15 protein-coding genes are annotated in these 18573 nt (G+C 64.2%); 14 read left to right on the top strand and 1 reads right to left on the bottom strand.

The annotated features are described in order from the left end of the window. The first annotated feature begins 129 nt into the window (after positions 1-129). Entirely contained in the window at positions 130-2361 is a 2232-nt protein-coding gene (locus tag IVB01_RS10200) for an adenylate/guanylate cyclase domain-containing protein (protein WP_247281704.1), read from the top strand. A gap of 131 nt (positions 2362-2492) precedes the next feature. Here the strand turns inward: IVB01_RS10200 and IVB01_RS10195 are convergent, their stop codons facing one another. After that, positions 2493-4088, bottom strand: a complete 1596-nt coding sequence (locus IVB01_RS10195) for an ABC transporter substrate-binding protein (protein ID WP_247281703.1) — start codon at positions 4086-4088, stop codon at positions 2493-2495. A gap of 200 nt (positions 4089-4288) precedes the next feature. On the opposite strand from IVB01_RS10195, the gene IVB01_RS10190 reads away from it, so the two are divergent. From IVB01_RS10190 to IVB01_RS10130, 13 genes are all read left to right on the top strand, one after another. After that, positions 4289-5947, top strand: coding sequence for an ABC transporter substrate-binding protein (locus IVB01_RS10190; protein ID WP_247494479.1), 1659 nt, complete (start codon positions 4289-4291; stop codon positions 5945-5947). Positions 5948-6146: 199 nt separating this feature from the next. Further along, the gene (locus tag IVB01_RS10185; RefSeq protein ID WP_247281701.1) at positions 6147-7100 is read left to right on the top strand and encodes an ABC transporter permease; all 954 of its coding nucleotides are present in this window, start codon (positions 6147-6149) and stop codon (positions 7098-7100) included. 4 nt (positions 7101-7104) lie between these two features. Beyond that, positions 7105-8007 (top strand): ABC transporter permease, encoded by a 903-nt coding sequence (locus tag IVB01_RS10180; protein ID WP_247281700.1) that lies wholly within the window; start codon positions 7105-7107, stop codon positions 8005-8007. Positions 8008-8212: 205 nt separating this feature from the next. Next, the gene (locus tag IVB01_RS10175) at positions 8213-9247 is read left to right on the top strand and encodes an oligopeptide/dipeptide ABC transporter ATP-binding protein (RefSeq protein ID WP_247281699.1); all 1035 of its coding nucleotides are present in this window, start codon (positions 8213-8215) and stop codon (positions 9245-9247) included. After that, positions 9244-9441: a hypothetical protein gene (locus IVB01_RS10170; RefSeq protein WP_247281698.1), complete on the top strand. Its 198-nt coding sequence runs from the start codon at positions 9244-9246 to the stop codon at positions 9439-9441. The genes IVB01_RS10175 and IVB01_RS10170 overlap by 4 nt, the downstream gene beginning before the upstream one ends. Further along, positions 9438-10853: an amidase gene (locus IVB01_RS10165; protein WP_247281697.1), complete on the top strand. Its 1416-nt coding sequence runs from the start codon at positions 9438-9440 to the stop codon at positions 10851-10853. The genes IVB01_RS10170 and IVB01_RS10165 overlap by 4 nt, the downstream gene beginning before the upstream one ends. After that, a complete protein-coding gene (locus IVB01_RS10160; protein WP_247281696.1) occupies positions 10850-11824 on the top strand; it encodes an ABC transporter ATP-binding protein in 975 nt (324 codons plus the stop codon). Before IVB01_RS10165 ends, IVB01_RS10160 begins: the two co-directional genes overlap by 4 nt. A gap of 110 nt (positions 11825-11934) precedes the next feature. Then, positions 11935-12204 (top strand): GlsB/YeaQ/YmgE family stress response membrane protein, encoded by a 270-nt coding sequence (locus IVB01_RS10155; RefSeq protein ID WP_247281695.1) that lies wholly within the window; start codon positions 11935-11937, stop codon positions 12202-12204. Between the two features lie 249 nt (positions 12205-12453). Then, positions 12454-14202: a type I secretion system permease/ATPase gene (locus tag IVB01_RS10150; RefSeq protein ID WP_247281694.1), complete on the top strand. Its 1749-nt coding sequence runs from the start codon at positions 12454-12456 to the stop codon at positions 14200-14202. Then, positions 14199-15533 (top strand): HlyD family type I secretion periplasmic adaptor subunit, encoded by a 1335-nt coding sequence (locus tag IVB01_RS10145; RefSeq protein WP_247281693.1) that lies wholly within the window; start codon positions 14199-14201, stop codon positions 15531-15533. The genes IVB01_RS10150 and IVB01_RS10145 overlap by 4 nt, the downstream gene beginning before the upstream one ends. Before the next feature lie 80 nt (positions 15534-15613). Further along, a complete protein-coding gene (locus IVB01_RS10140) occupies positions 15614-17083 on the top strand; it encodes an AMP nucleosidase (RefSeq protein ID WP_247281692.1) in 1470 nt (489 codons plus the stop codon). A 148-nt stretch (positions 17084-17231) separates the two neighbouring features. After that, positions 17232-17843, top strand: a complete 612-nt coding sequence (locus IVB01_RS10135) for a tetratricopeptide repeat protein (protein WP_247281691.1) — start codon at positions 17232-17234, stop codon at positions 17841-17843. A 169-nt stretch (positions 17844-18012) separates the two neighbouring features. After that, on the top strand, positions 18013-18288 hold the full coding sequence (locus IVB01_RS10130; protein ID WP_247281690.1) for a DUF1488 family protein: 276 nt from the start codon (positions 18013-18015) through the stop codon (positions 18286-18288). Positions 18289-18573: the final 285 nt, after the last annotated feature.

The raw sequence follows: 18573 nt of genomic DNA, 5'->3' as shown, positions 1-18573 counted from the left end.
GCCAGCCGGCTCGCGGCCTGGCCGCGTCAAAAAATCCATAATCCTCGGCCGCCAGGGCATAGTAAATCGCGCGCGGACGCTTCATGATCAGTGCGCACGGCAGGAGGCGGGACAGGAAGCCCGACCGGCATGAAACGTCTAAAAATCCTGCGGCGGTGGTTTGCGCGCAAGTTCGGCTTTGCGCGGCTGATGTGCCTCGCGCTGCTGGTCCTGTTTGCCGGCGCTCGTCTCTGGGATCCGCCGCCGATGGAAGAATTGCGGCTGCGCACCTTCGATATGTTCCAGCTGATCGATCCGCGTCACAAGACGGCGCGGCCTGTTACCATCGTCGACATCGACGACAAGAGCCTCGCCAAGCTCGGGCAATGGCCGTGGCCGCGCACGCGAATTGCCGATTTGATCCAGAACCTCACCAGTAATGGCGCGGTGGCGATCGGCTTCGACGTGGTGTTCTCGGAGGCCGATCGGCTCAATCCGGATCTGGTCGCGAACCAGATGCGCTATCTCGACGACGCCACCCGTGCCAAGCTGCGCGAGCTGCCGACCAACGACCAGATCCTCGCTGAGGCGATCAAGGGCTCCCGCGTGGTGCTGGGCGAGACCGGGCAGCCGGCGATCTCCTCCGAACTTGACAAGTCCCTGCCCTTCACCGGCGTCGCCACGGTCGGCGAAGAGGGCGCCGAGCGCTTCCTGTTCGAATTCCCCGGCCTCTTGCGCAACGTGCCCGTCATCGAAAAGATCGCCGCCGGCCGCGGCCTGTTCACGATCAAGACCGAGCGCGACGGCCTGATCCGCCGCGTGCCGATGGTGATGCGCGCCCAGGGCAACATCATGCCTTCGCTCAGCCTTGAGATTTTGCGCGTCGCCACCGGCACGCCGACGCTCCTGATCCGGACCGACAAGACCGGCATCAGGGCCGTGCGCCTCAAGGGCCTCGAGATCCCGACCGACAGGAACGGTCAGCTCTGGGTACATTATGCGCGGCAGGATCCCTCGATCTACGTCTCGGCGGCCGACGTGCTCGACAACACCGCGCCGCCCGCCAAGCTCACCGGCAAGCTGGTGCTGGTCGGCACTTCCGCGGTCGGGCTCAACGACATCAAGACCACGCCGGTGTCCTCGACCATGCCGGGGGTCGAGATCCATGCCCAGGTGCTCGAGAGCGTGCTGAGCGGCGCCGTGGTCTCCCAGCCGAACTATGCGCTCGGGGTTGAGCTGATAGCGGCGCTAATCATCGGCCTCCTGGTCATCATCTTCGCGCCGAATCTCGGACCGGTGCGCCTGGTGCTCGTGGGCGCGACCTTCGCCGCCATTCTGGTCGGCGTGTCCTGGTTCTTCTACGCGCAGTACCGCTACCTCATCGATTTTACCTATCCCCTGCTGTCGACCACGGCGATCTATCTGACGCTGATCTTTGCCAGTTTCGTGCGCGAGCAGCGGCAGCGCGTGCAGATCCGCGGACAATTCGCGCAATACATGTCGCCGGTTCTGGTCGAGCAACTCGTACAGTCGCCGGAGAAGCTCGTGCTCGGCGGCGAGGAGCGCGAGATGACGATCATGTTCTCGGACGTGCGCGGCTTCACCTCGATCTCGGAGAGCTACAAGCACGACCCGCAGGGGCTGATCGCGCTGATGAACCGTTTTCTGACGCCGCTGACCGACGTCATCATCGAGCGCAAGGGCTACATCGACAAATACATGGGCGACGCCATCATGGCGTTCTGGAACGCGCCGCTCGACGATGCCGAGCACGAGGTCAACGCCTGCGAGGCCGCGATCCAGATGCTGGAGCAGATCGACGCGGTCAATAAGGAGCGCGAGCAGGAAGCCGCCGACGGCGGCCACGTCTACATTCCGCTCAATGTCGGAATCGGCCTCAACACCGGCATCGGCGTGGTCGGCAACATGGGCTCCGATCTGAAGAAGAACTACTCCGTGCTCGGCGACAGCGTGAACCTCGCCTCGCGCCTTGAGGGGCAGACCAAGGCATACGGCTTCCCGATCATCGTCGGCTCAAGGACGGCGCTCGCGGCCAAGGACAAGTTCGCGATCCTCGAGCTCGACTTCATCATGGTCAAGGGCAAGACCGAGCCGGAGGTGATCTATGCCATCGCCGGCCGTGAGGACGTGATGCATTCGGGCGCTTTCCAGCGCCTGCGCAACATCACCATCGAAATGCTCGGCTGCTATCGCAATCGCGACTGGCAGGGCGCACTGGACGCGATCGAGCGCGGGCGCAAGAGCGAAGACGCCGACACGCTGGAGAAGCTGTTCAGGCTCTATGAAGCGCGGATCAGAGATTTCCAGCTGACGCCGCCACCGGAAGGGTGGACCGGGGCTTATGCGCTGCTGACGAAGTAGTAGCTCGCGTCACCGCTCCCGTAGGGTGGGCGAAGGCGCGAAGCGCCGTGCCCACCACCTCTCCTTGGGTCCGCTTGAAGAGGCGGGCACGCTCGCTTTGCCCACCCTACGACCGCGGGGCTTGTCGCGCCTCACTCCACCCCGATCGTCGTCAAATCCTGGAACCAGTGCTGCGCCTGCACGAACTGCTTGATCTTCGGCGAGAGCGCGTGCGGATTGGTGTCGTGGACCACCCAGACCAGCGTGGCATCGTTCACGATCAGCGCATGCGCCTGCGCCAGCAGAGCGTCCTGTTTGGCGGAATCGAACGTCTGCTTGGCCTTGTCGATCAGTGCATCGACCTCAGGGTTCTTGTAGCCACCCCAGTTGACGCCGACCGGCGCGATCTGCCCGGAATGGAAGAAGCGGACGATGGCGTAGAGCGGGTCGGAGGTGACATAGGCGATGTTGTTGGCGGTGATGCCGGCGTTCATCTCGTCGGCCGCGCCTTTGCGCCAGTGTGTATATAACGTCTCGAGCTCGACCACCTTGAAGTCGATCTCGATGCCGATCTCCTTGAAGCTCTGCTGCAGGAATTCATTCATCGGCAGGGACAGCATCTGGCCGGTGCCGCCCTGCGCAATGATGAAGGTGGTCTTCAGTGGCTTCGCCTTGGAGTAGCCGGCCTCTTCGACCAGCTTCTTGGCCGCGGCGAGATCATATCTCAGCTCGAAGCTCGGCTTACCGAACCACGGGCTGGAGGGATCAACCTGACCCTTGGCAGGTTTTGCCAAGCCGTTCATCAGGGCGACCACCCCCTCGCGATCGATCGCGAGGTTCAGTGCTTTGCGCAGGCGGATGTCGGTCCAGGGCGAGCCCGGCAGCACGCTCAGATGATAGTTCCAGACATGCGGCGTGACGTTGTCGACGAGCTTCATGCCGGCCGCTTTCAGCTGCGGCACGGCGTCTGGCGCCGGCGTCTCGATCAAATCTACTTGGCCCGCAAGCAGAGCGTTTGTGCGCGTCAGCGCCTCCGGCATCGGCACCAGCACGATCTTATCGGCCTTCGGAATGCGCTTCTTGTTCCAGTAGTCCGGGTTCTTGGTGAGCTCGGCGAGCTCGCGCGGCACCAGCTTTGTCAGTTTGAATGGACCGGTCCCGGAGGGTTGGCTTGCGAACCTGTCCCAATCCTTTCCGAGCTTTTCGTATTGCGCCGGGCTCGATACCAGGAACCACAGCATCTGGTAGGGAAAGAAGGAGTCGATCGTCTTGGTGGTGATCTCCACCGCGAAGTCGTCGATTTTGGCGTAGCTCGCGACCGAGGGAAGGCGGGTCTTCACCTGCGCGCTCTGCCGCTTGTCGAATTGCGGCGCCTTGTCGTTGAGCACTTTGTCCAGATTCCAGATTACTGCATCGGCATTGAACTCGCTGCCGTCGTGAAACGTCACGCCTTTGCGCAAAGTAAAGCGCCATTTGGTCTTGTCGGTATCATCGACCTTCCATTCGGTGGCGAGCCCCGGCACCAGCCTGCCGGGGCGGTCGGCGACGTCCATCTCCCAGGCCACCAAGGGATCGTAGATCGTGTAGGCGGTGAACTGATAAGCACCGGCGCCGCGATCGGGCTGACCCGTCGTCAGCGGAATGTCCGCCATCGAGATGCCGTAGCGCACCACCGTTTCGGCGCGCGCCGCCATCGCGGACAACGCTAGCGCAAGCACGGCGAGACAGGTCGACAATCGAATACGCATTGGCCCCAAGCTCCCAGGAGACGTCGGGGCCGAACTTGCAATCTTGATGCCAGAATAGGCAATGCCACGCGTTTACCCTCGCGCGACCCACAAGGACTTGTCGTCGCAGTGACAAATGGCAGAATAAGTTTCTCTTTGGCATAGCCATTGCATACGATTGCATCAAAAATAGTCATCCAAGCCGGAAAAGGATTGAGGCGATGCTTATCAAGAAGACCACACGCGCGGCATTGATCGCGGTGCTCGCTCTAACGACCGCCGCCGCATGGCCGCGCATGGCCAGTGCCGAAACTGTGCTGCGCATTGGCATGACCGCCGTCGATATTCCGCGCACCCTGGGCCAGCCTGACCAGGGTTTTGAAGGCAATCGCTTCACCGGCCTTACCATGTATGACGGGCTCACCGGCTGGGACCTGTCCTCGGCCGACAAGGCGAGCGTGGTAATCCCCGGCCTTGCCATCGAGTGGAAAGTCGACGATGCCGACAAGACCAAGTGGGTGTTCAAGCTGCGCCCCGGCGTCACCTTCCATGACGGCTCGCCGTTCAATGCGGACGCCGTGGTGTGGAACGTCGAGAAGGTCTTGAAGCAGGACGCGCCGCAATTCGACGCCAGCCAGGTCGGCGTTACGGCTTCGCGCATGCCGACGCTGGCGTCGGCGAAGAAGATCGACGACATGACGGTCGAACTCACCACCAAGGAACCCGACAGCTTCCTGCCGATCAACCTCACCAACCTGTTCATGGCGAGTCCGACGAAGTGGCAGGCCTTCTACGACAAGGCGGAAGGCCCTGACGCCAAGGCGAAGTCGCAAGCCGCCTGGACGGCGTTTGCCAGGGACGCCTCGGGCACCGGCCCGTGGAAGATGGCGAGCTTCACGCCGCGCGAGCGGCTCGAGCTGGTCAAGAACGCGAACTATTGGGACAAGGCGCGCGTGCCGAAGATCGACAAGATGGTGCTGTGGCCGATGCCCGAAGCCAATGCGCGCACCGCCGCGCTGCTCTCCGGCCAGGTCGATTGGGTCGAGGCTCCGGCGCCGGATGCGCTGCCCGAGCTCAAGCAGCGCGGCTTCAAGCTCTACGCCAACGAGCAGCCGCATGTCTGGCCCTGGCAGTTCTCGCGTGTCGAGGGCTCGCCTTGGAACGACATCCGCGTGCGCAAGGCCGCGAACCTCTGCGTCGATCGCGATGGCCTCAGGGACGGCCTACTCGCCGGCCTGATGGTGCCGGCGACTGGCACCTTCGAGCCCGGCCATCCCTGGCGCGGCAAACCGAGCTTCGAGATCAAGTATGACAAGGCGGCTGCGCAAAAGCTGATGCAGGAGGCCGGCTTCGGCCCGAACAAGAAGCTGACGGTGAAGACCCAGACATCAGCCTCCGGCTCGGGCCAGATGCAGCCGCTGCCGATGAACGAATATCTCCAGCAGGCGCTGGCCGAATGCTATTTCGACGTGCAGCTCGACGTCATCGAATGGAACACGCTATTCACCAACTGGCGCCGCGGCGCCAAGGACGCTAGCGCCAACGGTGCGAACGCGACCAACGTCACCTATGCGGCGATGGACCCGTTCTTCGCGCTGGTGCGCTTCCTGCAATCGGGCATGGCGCCGCCGGTGTCGAACAATTGGGGCTTCATCAACAACCCGAAATTCGACGAGCTGGTGAAGAAGGCACGCCAGACCTTCGATCCTGCCGCGCGTGACGCCGCGCTCGCCGAACTGCACGCAGCCTCCGTCGACGACGCCGCCTTCCTCTACGTCGCCCACGACGTCGGCCCGCGCGCCATGAGCCCGAAGGTGACAGGCGTCGTGCAGCCGAAGAGCTGGTTCATCGACTTCTCGCCGGTGTCGATCGCGCAGTAGTTCTGGCGACCTGCTCAGTGCACCCTCTCCCTTTGCGGGAGAGGGTGTCTCGCCGCGCAGCGGCGAGACGGGTGAGGGGTTCTCTCCGCGGGAGCCTCTCTTGCATTCGGAATGATTGTACTCGCGGATAAAACCCCTCATCCGGCGCGCTGCGCGCGCCACCTTCTCCCACAAGGGGAGAAGAAAGAAAGAACTCAACGTGCTCGCCTACATCGCCAGACGCATCGTCTATGTCGTCCCGATCGTCATCAGCGTGGCGCTGGTGTGCTTTCTGCTCGTGCACATCACACCTGGCGATCCCCTGGTCGCCGTACTGCCAGCCGATGCCTCGCAGGAGCTCGCAGCGCAGCTGCGCGCCGCCTATGGCTTCGACCGGCCGCTACCGGTGCAGTTCGGGCTCTGGCTGCTGCGTGCGCTCCACGGCGATCTCGGCAATTCCATCGCTACGGGTCGTCCCGTGCTGGCCGAGGTCATGCGCGCGGTCGGCAACACCGTCACGCTGGCGATTGCCGCAGCCATCATCGGCTTCACCATGGGCATCCTGCTCGGCTTGATCGCCGGTTATTTTCGCGAGACCTGGATCGACAAGGTCGCGACCTCCTTTGCGATCGCCGGCGTCTCGGTGCCGCATTACTGGCTCGGCATGCTGCTCGTCATCATCTTCTCGGTGCAGCTGAACTGGCTGCCCGCGATCGGCGCCGGGCCCAACGGCTCCAACTCGTGGGCCTGGGATTGGGCGCACCTGAAATATCTCGTGCTGCCTGCGATCACGACCTCGGTGATCCCGATGGGCATCGTCACCCGCACCGTGCGTGCGCTCACCGGCGACATTCTCAGCCAGGATTTTGTCGAAGCATTGCGCGCCAAAGGTCTGCGTGAAACCGGCGTATTCCGCCACGTCATCAAGAATGCAGCGCCGACCGCGCTCGCGGTGATGGGGCTTCAGCTCGGCTACATGCTGGGCGGCTCGATCCTGATCGAGACCGTGTTCTCCTGGCCGGGCTCCGGTTTCCTGCTCAACTCCGCGATCTTCCAGCGCGATCTGCCGCTGCTGCAAGGCACGATCCTGATCCTGGCGCTGTTTTTCGTGTTCCTCAATCTGCTGGTCGACATCGCGCAAGCCGCGATCGACCCACGCATCAAGCGGGGCTAGCGGGATGAGCGAGCTTCCGTTGTCCGCCACCAGTGACGCCGCACTTCAGGCCGCACCCGTGACCAAGGCGCGCGGCTATTGGGCGACTGTCGGACGCCGCATCATGCGCGACAAGGTCAGCATGGCCTGCGCGCTGGTGCTGCTGCTGATCTTCCTGTCGGCGATCCTCGCGCCATGGCTGGGTCTCGCAGATCCCTACAAGGGCTCGATGATCCGCCGCCTCCGCCACATCGGAACGACAGGCTATCCGCTCGGCACCGACGAGCTCGGGCGCGACATGCTGGCGCGGTTGATTTATGGCGGGCGGCTGTCGTTGGTCATCGGCATTTTGCCCGTGATCCTCGCCTTCTGCATCGGCACCTCGCTCGGCCTCGTCGCCGGCTATGTCGGCGGCAGGCTCAACACCGCGATCATGCGCACGGTCGACGTGTTCTATGCCTTCCCCTCCGTGCTGCTCGCCATCGCCATCTCCGGCGCGCTGGGGGCGGGCATCCTCAATTCCATCGTGTCGTTGACCGTCGTGTTCGTGCCGCAGATCACCCGCGTCGCCGAAAGCGTCACCACCGGCGTGCGCAACATGGATTTCGTCGAGGCCGCACGCGCGTCCGGCGCCGGCGCCTTCACCATCATGCGCGTGCACATCCTTGGCAATGTGCTCGGCGCGATCTTCGTCTATGCCACCAGCCTGATCTCGGTCTCGATGATCTTGGCGGCAGGTCTGTCCTTCCTCGGCCTCGGCACCAAGCCGCCGGAGCCGGAATGGGGCCTGATGTTGAACACCTTGCGCACGGCGATCTACGTCAATCCCTGGGTCGCAGCGCTCCCGGGCGCGATGATCTTCGCGGTCTCGATTTGCTTCAATCTGCTCTCGGACGGCCTGCGCAGCGCCATGGACATCAGGAACTAACGATGATGAGAGAGACGCAGACTTTCGCGGCGTTGATGGTGCCACACCTCTCCCGTAGGGAGAGACATAGGCCGCCTTCTGGGGCCGTTCTTAAGAACCCCGAAGCGAAGGTTCAGCTATGTTGTATCGTCAGACACAATCCGGGTGAGGGGCTCCGCTCTATCGAGTTTGCCGCGCGGCAATGACGACGGATCAGCCAATCGAAATGCTTGAACCGGTCGAGGACCGCGGCGGCGTCGCGCAGCCGCTGCTTCAGGTCAATGGCCTGACAAAACACTTCCCCGTGCGCGGCGGCCTGTTCGCCACCAAGCGCACCGTGCGTGCCGTCGACAACGTCTCCTTCGCCGTCGCTAAGGGCGAGACCGTCGGCATCGTCGGGGAGTCCGGCTGCGGCAAATCGACCACCGCGCGCCTCTTGATGCATCTGATGCCGCGCGACACCGGCGACATCATCTATGATGGCATGATCGTCGGTCAGTCGCTGAGCTTGCGCGAGCTTCGCCGCGGCATGCAGATGGTTTTCCAGGATTCCTACGCCTCACTTAATCCGCGGCTGACGATCGAGGAATCCATTGCCTTCGGCCCCAAGGTCCACGGCATGGCCGATAACGCAGCGCGCACGCTGGCGCGCGAGTTGCTCGGTAAGGTTGGCCTGCGCCCCGAAAACTTCGCCAGCCGTTATCCGCACGAAATCTCCGGCGGCCAACGCCAGCGCGTCAACATCGCGCGCGCCCTGGCGCTGTCGCCGCGACTGGTGATCCTGGACGAAGCCGTCTCCGCGCTCGACAAGTCCGTCGAGGCGCAGGTGCTCAATCTGCTGGCCGATCTCAAGCGCGAGTTCGGCCTGACCTATCTGTTCATCAGCCACGACCTCAATGTCGTTCGCTACATCAGCGACCGTGTGCTGGTGATGTATCTCGGGGAAGTCGTCGAGCTCGGCCCGGTCGACCAGGTCTGGGACCAGCCGGCGCATCCCTATACGCGCGCGCTGCTGGCGGCGATGCCGTCTTCCGACCCTGATAGCCGCACCGAGACGCCGCCAATCACGGGCGATCCGCCCAATCCGATCGACCCGCCCTCGGGCTGCCGCTTCCACACCCGATGTCCGTTTGCGGAGCCGCTCTGCGCAAATGCGACGCCAAAGCTCACTGCGCTCGATAATATGGGCCACGAGGCTGCGTGCTACATGGCGATCCCAGATTCAGGCCATAGCAGCGCGCCGAGGGAGAAGACCGCATGACGAGACCGACACCGAAAGAGATCAAGCCGATCGCACGGATCGCCGGCGTTCCCGTGGATGACGAGATCGCAACCCGCATCTCCAACTCCATCGGGCCTGCCTTCGAGGGCTTTGCGGCCATTGCCGGCACACTGCCGTTCGATCTCGAGCCCGCCGGGCATGTGCTCGCGCAGACGCAGAAGGTGTCGAAATGAGCACCGATCCTGCCTTGATGACGCTCACCGAGGTCGCGCGTGCGATCGCGATGAAGCAGGTCTCCTCGCATGAGGTCACACGCGCGTTGCTGCAACGCATCGCGCAGTGGCAGCCGCATCTCAATGCCTTCATGTCCATCGAGGCGGAAGCCGCGCTGAAGGCGGCCGAGGCCGCCGACGCCGAGCTCGCCAAGAATAACGTTCGTGGTCCGCTGCACGGCGTGCCGCTCGCGCACAAGGACATGTATTACGACGCCGGCAAGGTTTCGACCTGCGGCTCGCTGATCCGCCGCGACTTCGTTCCGACCGTGACCTCCACCGCCTTGCAGCGGCTGAAGGATGCGGGCCAGGTCCGGCTGGGCACGCTGCACCTCGCCGAATTCGCCTACGGCCCGACCGGGCACAACGCCCATTACGGCCCGGTGCGCAATCCCTGGAACGTGGCCCACATCACCGGCGGGTCCTCATCCGGTTCCGGTTCGGCGGTTGCTGCGCGTTTGACTTATGCGGCGCTCGGCTCGGACACCGGCGGCTCGATCCGCATGCCCGCGCATTTCTGCGGCGTCACAGGCCTCAAGACCACCGTCGGGCGCGTCAGCCGTGCCGGTGCGATGCCGCTGTCGCAATCGCTCGACACGGTCGGTCCGCTCGCCCGCACCGCCGAGGATTGCGCGCTGCTGCTGGCCCTGCTCGCCGGTGCGGACCCCTTGGATTCGACCTGTAGCCACGAGCCGTTGTCGGATTACGTGGCTGCGACCAAGGGCTCTCTGAAGGGTCTGAAATTAGGGGTACCCGCGTCCTTCTATGTCGACGATCTCGACAGCGAGGTCGCGCGCGTGCTGGACGAGACTATTGCCGTGCTCAAACGCGAGGGCGCCGACATCGTCACGGTCGAGCTGCCGGACCAGCGGCAACTGTCCTCGGCGAGCCAGCTCGTGCTTGCGGCCGAAGCCGCCGCGTTCCACAAGCGCTGGATGATCGAGCGTCCGCAAGATTACGGCGCGCAGGTCCTGATGCGGCTTCAGAACGGGCTCGCGGTTCCCGCCATCACTTATCTCGAGGCGATGCGCTGGCGCGGCCCAGCACTTGCTGCCCACAACGCGGCCACCGCGGCCGTCGACGCGGTGATCGCGCCGGCATCCCCTGTGCCGGCGCCGACAATCGAGGAGAGCGACGTCGGCGGCGGCCCGAACGCGCCGGCGCTGTTGCAGCGGCTGACGTTGTTCACCCGCCCGGTGAACTTCCTCGGCCTGCCGTCGCTCACGGTGCCGTCCGGCTTCAGCAAAAGCGGCCTGCCGATCGGCATGCAGCTGATCGGCCGCTCGTTCGATGAGGCCACCTTGCTCACCATCGGCGCCGCGTTCCAGCGCGTCACCGACTATCACGATCGATTGCCGAAACTTCCGTCATGACAAAACTCGTCGAGATCTCACGCCTCAACATCCGCTTCACCGGGGAGCGCACGGTCTATGCCGTGAACGATCTCAGCCTCTCGCTCGGAAACAGTGAGGTGCTGGGCCTGCTCGGCGAATCCGGCTCGGGCAAGAGCGTGACATTGCGTGCGCTGATGCGGCTGTTGCCGAAGAAGCGCACGCAGATTGCGGGCACGGTCAACGTGATGGGCCGCGACGTGCTCGCCATGAACGACGAAGAGCTTTCGTCCTTCCGCGGCCAGACCGTCTCGATGATCTTCCAGGAGCCCGCGCTCGCGCTCGATCCGGTCTACACCATTGGCGCGCAGATCGCCGAAAGCGTCGTGCGCCATGAAGGCAAGAGCTTTGCGGAAGGGCGGGCGCGAGCGCTCGAAATGCTCGAGGTCGTGCGCATCCCCTCGGCCAAGCGGCGGCTGGATGCCTATCCGCATGAGATGTCCGGCGGCATGCGCCAGCGCGCGATGATCGCGCTGGCGCTCGCCTGCCGGCCGAAGATTCTGCTCGCGGACGAGCCGACCACTGCGCTCGATGCCACCGTGCAGATCCAGATACTCTTGCTGCTGCGCGAGCTGCAGCGCGAGTTCGGCATGTCCGTCATCTTCGTCACCCACGACATCGGCGTGGCCATCGAGATCTGCGATCGCGTCGCGGTGATGTATGCCGGCCAGATCGTGGAGCAGGGGAGCCTGCGTGACATCGTCCGCTCGCCGGTGCATCCCTACGCCAAGGGCCTGCTCGCCTCCACCATCCACGGCGCCAAGCGCGGGCAGCGGCTCGAAACCATCCCCGGCACGCCGCCGTCGCTGGCGGAAAAACCCCACAATTGCTCCTTCGCCTCGCGCTGCAAGCTAGCCGAGCCGCGCTGCCTGGAGCAGTTGCCTGCGAATGTGGAGGTCGCGCCGGGCCGGGCGGCCAGATGCGTGCTGGCGGAGCCGGTGGTCGCGTCGTAGGCGGTAGCATTCATCTCGCAGCGTCTACCGTCGGGCGCGGCGAACACCCATTCAGACGCCATTCATCCGGCTTCGGTTCCATAGGCCATTCACGGAGAGGGACGTAACCGATGCACATTTCCAACGAAGGGCTGCTCGTCATCCTGTTCGTCGGCCTGGTTGCTGGCTGGCTTGCCGGCAAGGTGGTGCGCGGGACCGGATTCGGCATTATCGGCGACATCGTGGTCGGCATCGCCGGCGCCCTGATCGCAAGCTTCCTGTTTCCAAAGCTCGGTATTCGTCTCGGCACCGGGCTCGTGTCCGAGATCGTCTATTCCGCCATCGGCGCGGTCATTCTGCTTCTCGTGGTGCGACTGGTGCGCGGCGGGGGCCGGTTTTAGCCCGGCGTTCGCCGATTGGAACTTTCAGCCTTTTCCGGGAAGAGCCTGAAAGCCTGCAAGAAAAAGCCGCAAGCCTGTGAAATTCCGGACTTGCGCGGAAGGCTGCCAGGGGTAGATGTGGCTCATCGGGCCCGGATTAGGTCGACTGCGTTGGACGCGCGGAAAACGCGTTGTTAATCCGGGTCAAGTACCCTCAATTCGCCTTTGAAATCAGGGGGCTTTGCCCCTCACCCGAAAGAGATCAGACTGATGGCAGCCATCCCTGGCGTCCGCCGTTCAGAGCTCGGTGACGCCTTGCGAGCTTGTCGCTCGGCGTTCGTCGGCGTCGGCTTGATGAGCTGCATGATCAACCTGCTCTATCTGACCGGATCGATCTTCATGCTGGAGGTCTACGACCGGGTGCTGCCGAGCCGCAGCATTCCGACCCTGGTCGGCCTCATCATCCTCGCCAGCTTCCTCTACATGGCGCAGGGCGTGCTCGACATGATCCGCAACCGGATCTTGGGGCGGATCGGAACCGCGCTGGACGAGGCCCTCAACAAGCGCGTGTTCGACACCATCGTGCGCCTGCCGCTCATCGTCGGCAGCCGCAACGAGGGCCTGCAGCCGCTGCGCGACCTCGATAACGTCCGCTCCTTCCTCGGCGGCATGGGGCCAAGCGCATTTTTCGACCTGCCCTGGCTGCCGCTCTATCTCGCCATCTGCTTCGCCTTCCACGTCCTGATCGGCGTCACCGCGCTTGCCGGTGCCATCATCTTGGTGGGACTGACGCTCGTCACCGAGTTCATGTCCCGCCAGCCGGCGCGCGAAGCGATGGGGCTTGCCGCCCAGCGCAACGATCTCGCCCAGGCCAGCCGCCGCAATGCCGAAGTCATGGTGTCGATGGGCATGGCCGGCCGGATGAACCAGCGCTGGAGCGAGGCCAACGAAAAATATCTCGCCGGCAATCAGCGGGCGAGCGACGTCGCCGGCGGCCTCGGCGCGGTCGCAAAGGTGCTGCGCATGATGCTGCAATCGGCCGTGCTCGCGGTCGGCGCCTATCTCGTGATCCATCAGGAGGCGACGGCCGGCATCATCATCGCCGGCTCGATCCTCTCCGCCCGCGCGCTGGCGCCGGTCGATCTTGCGATTGCGCACTGGAAATCCTTCGTCGCGGCCCGCCAGAGCTGGCAGCGTCTCACGCGGCTCCTCGAACAGATGCCGGCGCAGGCGATGCCGACCCAATTGCAGGCGCCCACCAGCCGGCTCTCGGTCGAAGGCGTCGCCATGGTGGCTCCCGGCGACCAGCGCCTCATCGTGCAGGACGTCACCTTCGCGCTCGCCGCCGGCAACGGCCTCGGCGTGATCGGGCCAAGCGGCTCCGGCAAGTCGTCGCTGATCCGCGCGCTGGTCGGCGTCTGGCAGCCGGTGCGCGGCAAGGTGCGTCTCGACGGCGCCGCGCTCGACCAATGGTCCTCCGACACGCTCGGTCGCCACATCGGCTATTTGCCGCAGGACGTCGAATTGTTCGGCGGCACCATCGCGCAGAACATCAGCCGGTTCGATCCCGAGGCCACCTCCGACGCGATCATCGCCGCGGCCAAGGAGGCCGGCGTGCACGAGATGATCATCAAGATGCGCGAGGGCTACAACACGCAGGTCGGCGAGCAGGGCGCCGCGCTGTCCGCAGGTCAGGCGCAGCGTGTGGCGCTGGCGCGCGCGCTCTACGGCAATCCGTTCCTGGTCGTGCTCGACGAGCCCAACTCAAACTTGGACACCGAAGGCGACGAGGCGCTGACCCGCGCCATCCGCTCGGCGCGCGAGCGCGGCGCCATTGTCGTCGTGGTGGCGCACCGCCCGATCGGCGTCGAGGCGGTCGACCAGATCCTGGTGCTGCGCGACGGCCGCATGCAGGCCTTCGGCCCGAAGGAGCAGGTCCTGGCCCAGGTGCTGCAGCCGCGCGTATCGCCGCCGGCGCCGATCAAGATCGTCAGCGAAGGTGGAGTGCCAAAGTCATGAGCACGTTGGCGATCGGCGGCACGAAGCCTGCCGCGAAAAAGACCGTGCGCGATTCGATCAAGTTCCACCTGATGCTCGGCCTCGCCATCGTGATGGTCCTCGTCGTCGGCCTCGGCGGTTGGGCTTCAACAGTGCTGATCTCGGGCGCGCTGATCGCGCCAGGGCAGATCGTAGTCGAGTCCAATGTCAAAAAGGTGCAGCATCCGACCGGCGGCGTGGTCGGCGAGGTGCGCGCCCGCGATGGCGACGTGGTCAAGGCCGGCGATATCGTGGTGCGGCTCGACGACACCGTCACCAAGGCCAACCTCGCCATCGTCACCAAAAATCTCGATGCGGCGCAAGCGCGCGCGGCGCGACTGCAGGCCGAGCAGCGCGGTCTCGACAAGATCGAATTCCCGCAAGCCCTCCTCGAGCGCGCCAACGATCCCGACGTCAGGGTGCTGCTCTCCGCCGAAACCAAGCTGTTCGACGTCCGTGTCAACGGCCGCACCGGGCAGAAGGCCCAGCTGCGCGAACGCATCACGCAGCTCAACGAGGAAATTTCCGGCCTCAGTGCGCAGGAGAAGGCCAAGGACCAGGAGATCGCGCTGGTGCAGAACGAACTCACCGGCGTGCGCGAGCTCTATGACAAGCGCCTGGTGCAGATCTCGCGCCTGACCCAGCTCGAACGCGACTCGGCGCGCCTCAACGGCGAGCGCGCGCAGTACATCGCTTCGCGCGCCCAGGCCAAGGGCAAGATCACGGAGACCGAGCTCCAGATCATCCAGATCGACAAGGACGTGGTCAGCGAGGTCTCCAAGGACCTGCGCGAGACCAACGACAAGATCGGCGAGCTGATCGAGCGCAAGGTCGCCGCCGAAGACCAGCTCCGCCGCATCGACATCCGCGCGCCGCAGGACGGCATGGTGCTGCAATCGACGGTGCACACCGTCGGCGGCGTCGTCACCGCCGGCGATGCCCTGATGCTGATCGTGCCGCAAGCCGACGACCTCCAGGTCGAGGCCAAGGTCAACCCGGTCGACATCGACAAGCTCCAGATCGGCCAGAAGACGCTGTTGCGCCTGTCCGCCTTCAACCAGCGCACCACGCCTGAGCTCAATGGCGTCGTTAGCCGCGTATCACCCGACGTCACCAGCGACCAGCGCACCGGCCAGAGCTATTACACCATCCGCGTCTCGATGCCGGCGCAAGAGATCGCCCGTCTCGGCGACGTCAAGATGATCCCGGGCATGCCCGTGGAAGCCTTCGTCCAGACCGGCGACCGCACCATGCTGTCATATCTGATGAAGCCGCTGCACGACCAGCTGATGCGGGCGTTCCGGGAGAAGTGACGCCCGAAAGCGCGTCATCTCCACGACTTGGCTGTCACTTTGTTATACTGCGATTGCAAACAGCAACCCAGCGGTCGACCATGCAATCTCCACCCCCCATCGCCACCGAATCCTTCTCTGACGCTGACCTTGCCGTCGCCCGTCTCGAAGAGATCTACGAGCGCAACACGAAATTCCTGCGCGACCGGTTCGAGGCCTATGTTGGCGGCGAAGCGGTCACGACGCGGGTCCGGGCCTATTATCCCTTCGTCCGCGTCACCACCGCGACGCATGCGCGGCTGGATTCGCGCCTGTCCTACGGTTTCGTCGCCGGCCCCGGCGTGCACGAGACCAGCGTGACGCGGCCGGATCTGTTCCGTGCCTATCTCACCGAGCAGATCGGACTGCTGGTCCAGAACCACGGTGTTCCCGTCGAGATCGGGGAATCCGCCGAGCCGATCCCGATCCACTTCGCCTATCGCCGCGACATCAACATCGAAGCCGCCATCACCACCGGCGAGAACTCGGCCATCACGCGATCGCTGCGCGATGCGTTCGACGTGCCTGATCTTGCCACGATGGACGATTCGATCGCCGACGGTACCTTCGAGCTCCAGCCCGGCGCGCCCGAGCCGCTATCCCTGTTCCGCGCTGCGCGCGTCGATTACTCGCTGCGACGGCTCTATCACTACACCGGCACGGATCCCGAATACTTCCAGAACTTCGTCATCTTCACCAATTACCAATTCTATGTCGATGCCTTCGCGCAGCTCTGCCAGCAGCGGCTTCAGTCCGGCGAGGCCGGCCTCGAAGCCTTTGTCGCGCCGGGCAACGTCATCACGCGCAATGCTGGCTCGATCAGCGGCACGCCGCCATTGCGCGTGCCGCAGATGCCGGCCTTCCATCTGGTCGCGCCCGGCTATCGCGGCATCAGCCTGATCAATATCGGCACGGGACCATCCAATGCGCGCAATGTCACCGATCATGTCGCCGTGTTGCGCCCGCATGCCTGGCTAATGCTCGGCCATTGCGCAGGCCTGCGCAACACGCAGCGGCTTGGCGACTACGTGCTCGCGCATGGTTATGTGCGCGAGGATCATGTGCTCGATCGTGAGCTACCGCTGTGGGTGCCGATCCCGGCGCTGGCCGAGATGCAGGTTGCGCTCGAGGAGGCGGTCGAGGACGTCACCGGGCTGGAAGGCTTCGAGCTCAAGCGGCTGATGCGCACCGGCACCGTCGCGAGCGTCGACAACCGCAACTGGGAGATTTCCGGGCCGGCGGTGATCCGCCGCCTGTCGCAATCACGTGCGGTCGCGCTCGACATGGAATCGGCCGCGATCGCCGCCAACGGCTACCGCTTCCGCGTCCCCTACGGCACACTGCTCTGCGTCTCCGACAAGCCGCTGCACGGCGAGATCAAGCTAGCGGGCATGGCCAGCGAGTTCTATCGCCGTCGCGTCGGCCAGCATCTCGAGATCGGCCTGAAGGCCCTGGAGCGGCTCAAGCAGCAGGAATCGGAGCGGCTGCATTCGCGAAAGCTGAGGAGTTTCGCCGAGGTCGCGTTTCAGTAGCGCGTCCCTCCCGCTTGCCGGCAGGATCTGGCAGCAAGACTGTCGCACGCCCGACGCTGGCGTCTCAGTGAGAGCGCAATCATCCCGGAATATCGCCGCCATGACAGGGTTATCACGTCATCCGGGGCCGCAGAAGCAGGAGACAGGAATGATCACAGCGATGATCAGAATCGTCGTGCTGGGAACGGTCGCAGCGGCGCTGTTCGCTTCGCCGGTATTGGCCGCGGGCGGCGGAGGAGGCGGTGGAGGTGGTGGCATCAGCTCCATGGACCCCTATGCGGGCGCCTATTCGGATCAGAAAGCGCAGCCCACCTACCCGAAACGCTCCAAGCCAAGGGCAACCCAGAAAGGCAAGAAGCCGAACAACCAGTCCAGCATCGGGGATCCCGCATTCGCGGCCAGCTACCGCGCGGCCTATGACACGATCTACGAGCGCAACGATTATGCGGTCGCGATCGAGCAATTGAAGGCGCTCGGCCACGACGATCATCCGACCGTCGCCAATCTCATCGGTTACTCATATCGCAAGCTCGGCGACTACAAGCAGTCGGAGATTTGGTACGAGCGCGCGCTGAAGGCCGATCCGAATCACGTGCTGACCTGGCAGTATTATGGGCTTTGGCAGCTCGAGCAGGGCAACCGCGAGCAGGCAATGTTTCACCTGGACCGCATCGCTGCGATCTGCGGGCGTGATTGCGAGGAGTACAAGTCCCTGGCGACTGCGCTGGAGAAACCCACAGGCGCGGCCCTCGTTTACTGAGAACGCAGGCGGGTCAGGCCCGCCGCTGTACGAAGCGCAGTCCGCTCGGCGTAATCCACTATCGCGACAATAGGTGGGTTACGCCTTGGGCTAACCCACCCCTAGACATGGTGACAAGCAAAGAAATTTTCAGCATTGTCCGGCGCGGGGGTTCGACCGGGACGACTTGATGCCACTCATGCGCGACAAGATCATTGGCCATGATCTCGAACGGCTGGCCTTTCGCTTCACCATGCTGAACGATGGCGATGTGGTGCAGTGCCAGATCAGCGACGCCGCGATGGACGAGCTCGCGGGCATGCAGGGCACCGAAAGCAGCGCGCGCCAGGCGCAATTCCTGTCGCTGCGCGAGACCATCGAGCGGATCGCGTCAGACCTCTACGACGAAGCGCCACGGGTGAAGGGGCACGTGGTGCGGATCTTCACGCGGCATTTGGCGAGGTGAGATCCATTGAACCACGAGCGCTAGCCCCTCGCCGTCGTTTTTCGAGGCTCTGTTTGCGATGGCAGGGCGATCGCAACACTCCTCCCCTGCGGCCATCCTTCGAGACGCCCGCCTTCGGCGGGCCCTCAGGATGAGGGCGGAGTGTGCGGCAAAAGTTTCAACGAGCGCCAACGTGGCCTCATCCTGAGAGCCTGACCGAAAAAGGGTGAGCGGTTTTGGCCGGCTTGTGATTCCTTCGGATTTGCAAAGATTCGAGGGAGGACACCATGCCGTGGACCAAAACCG

The sequence above is a fragment of the Bradyrhizobium sp. 164 genome (assembly GCF_023073715.1).
GTDB lineage: Bacteria > Pseudomonadota > Alphaproteobacteria > Rhizobiales > Xanthobacteraceae > Bradyrhizobium.
This window is presented reverse-complemented; position numbering and strand designations above follow the sequence as displayed.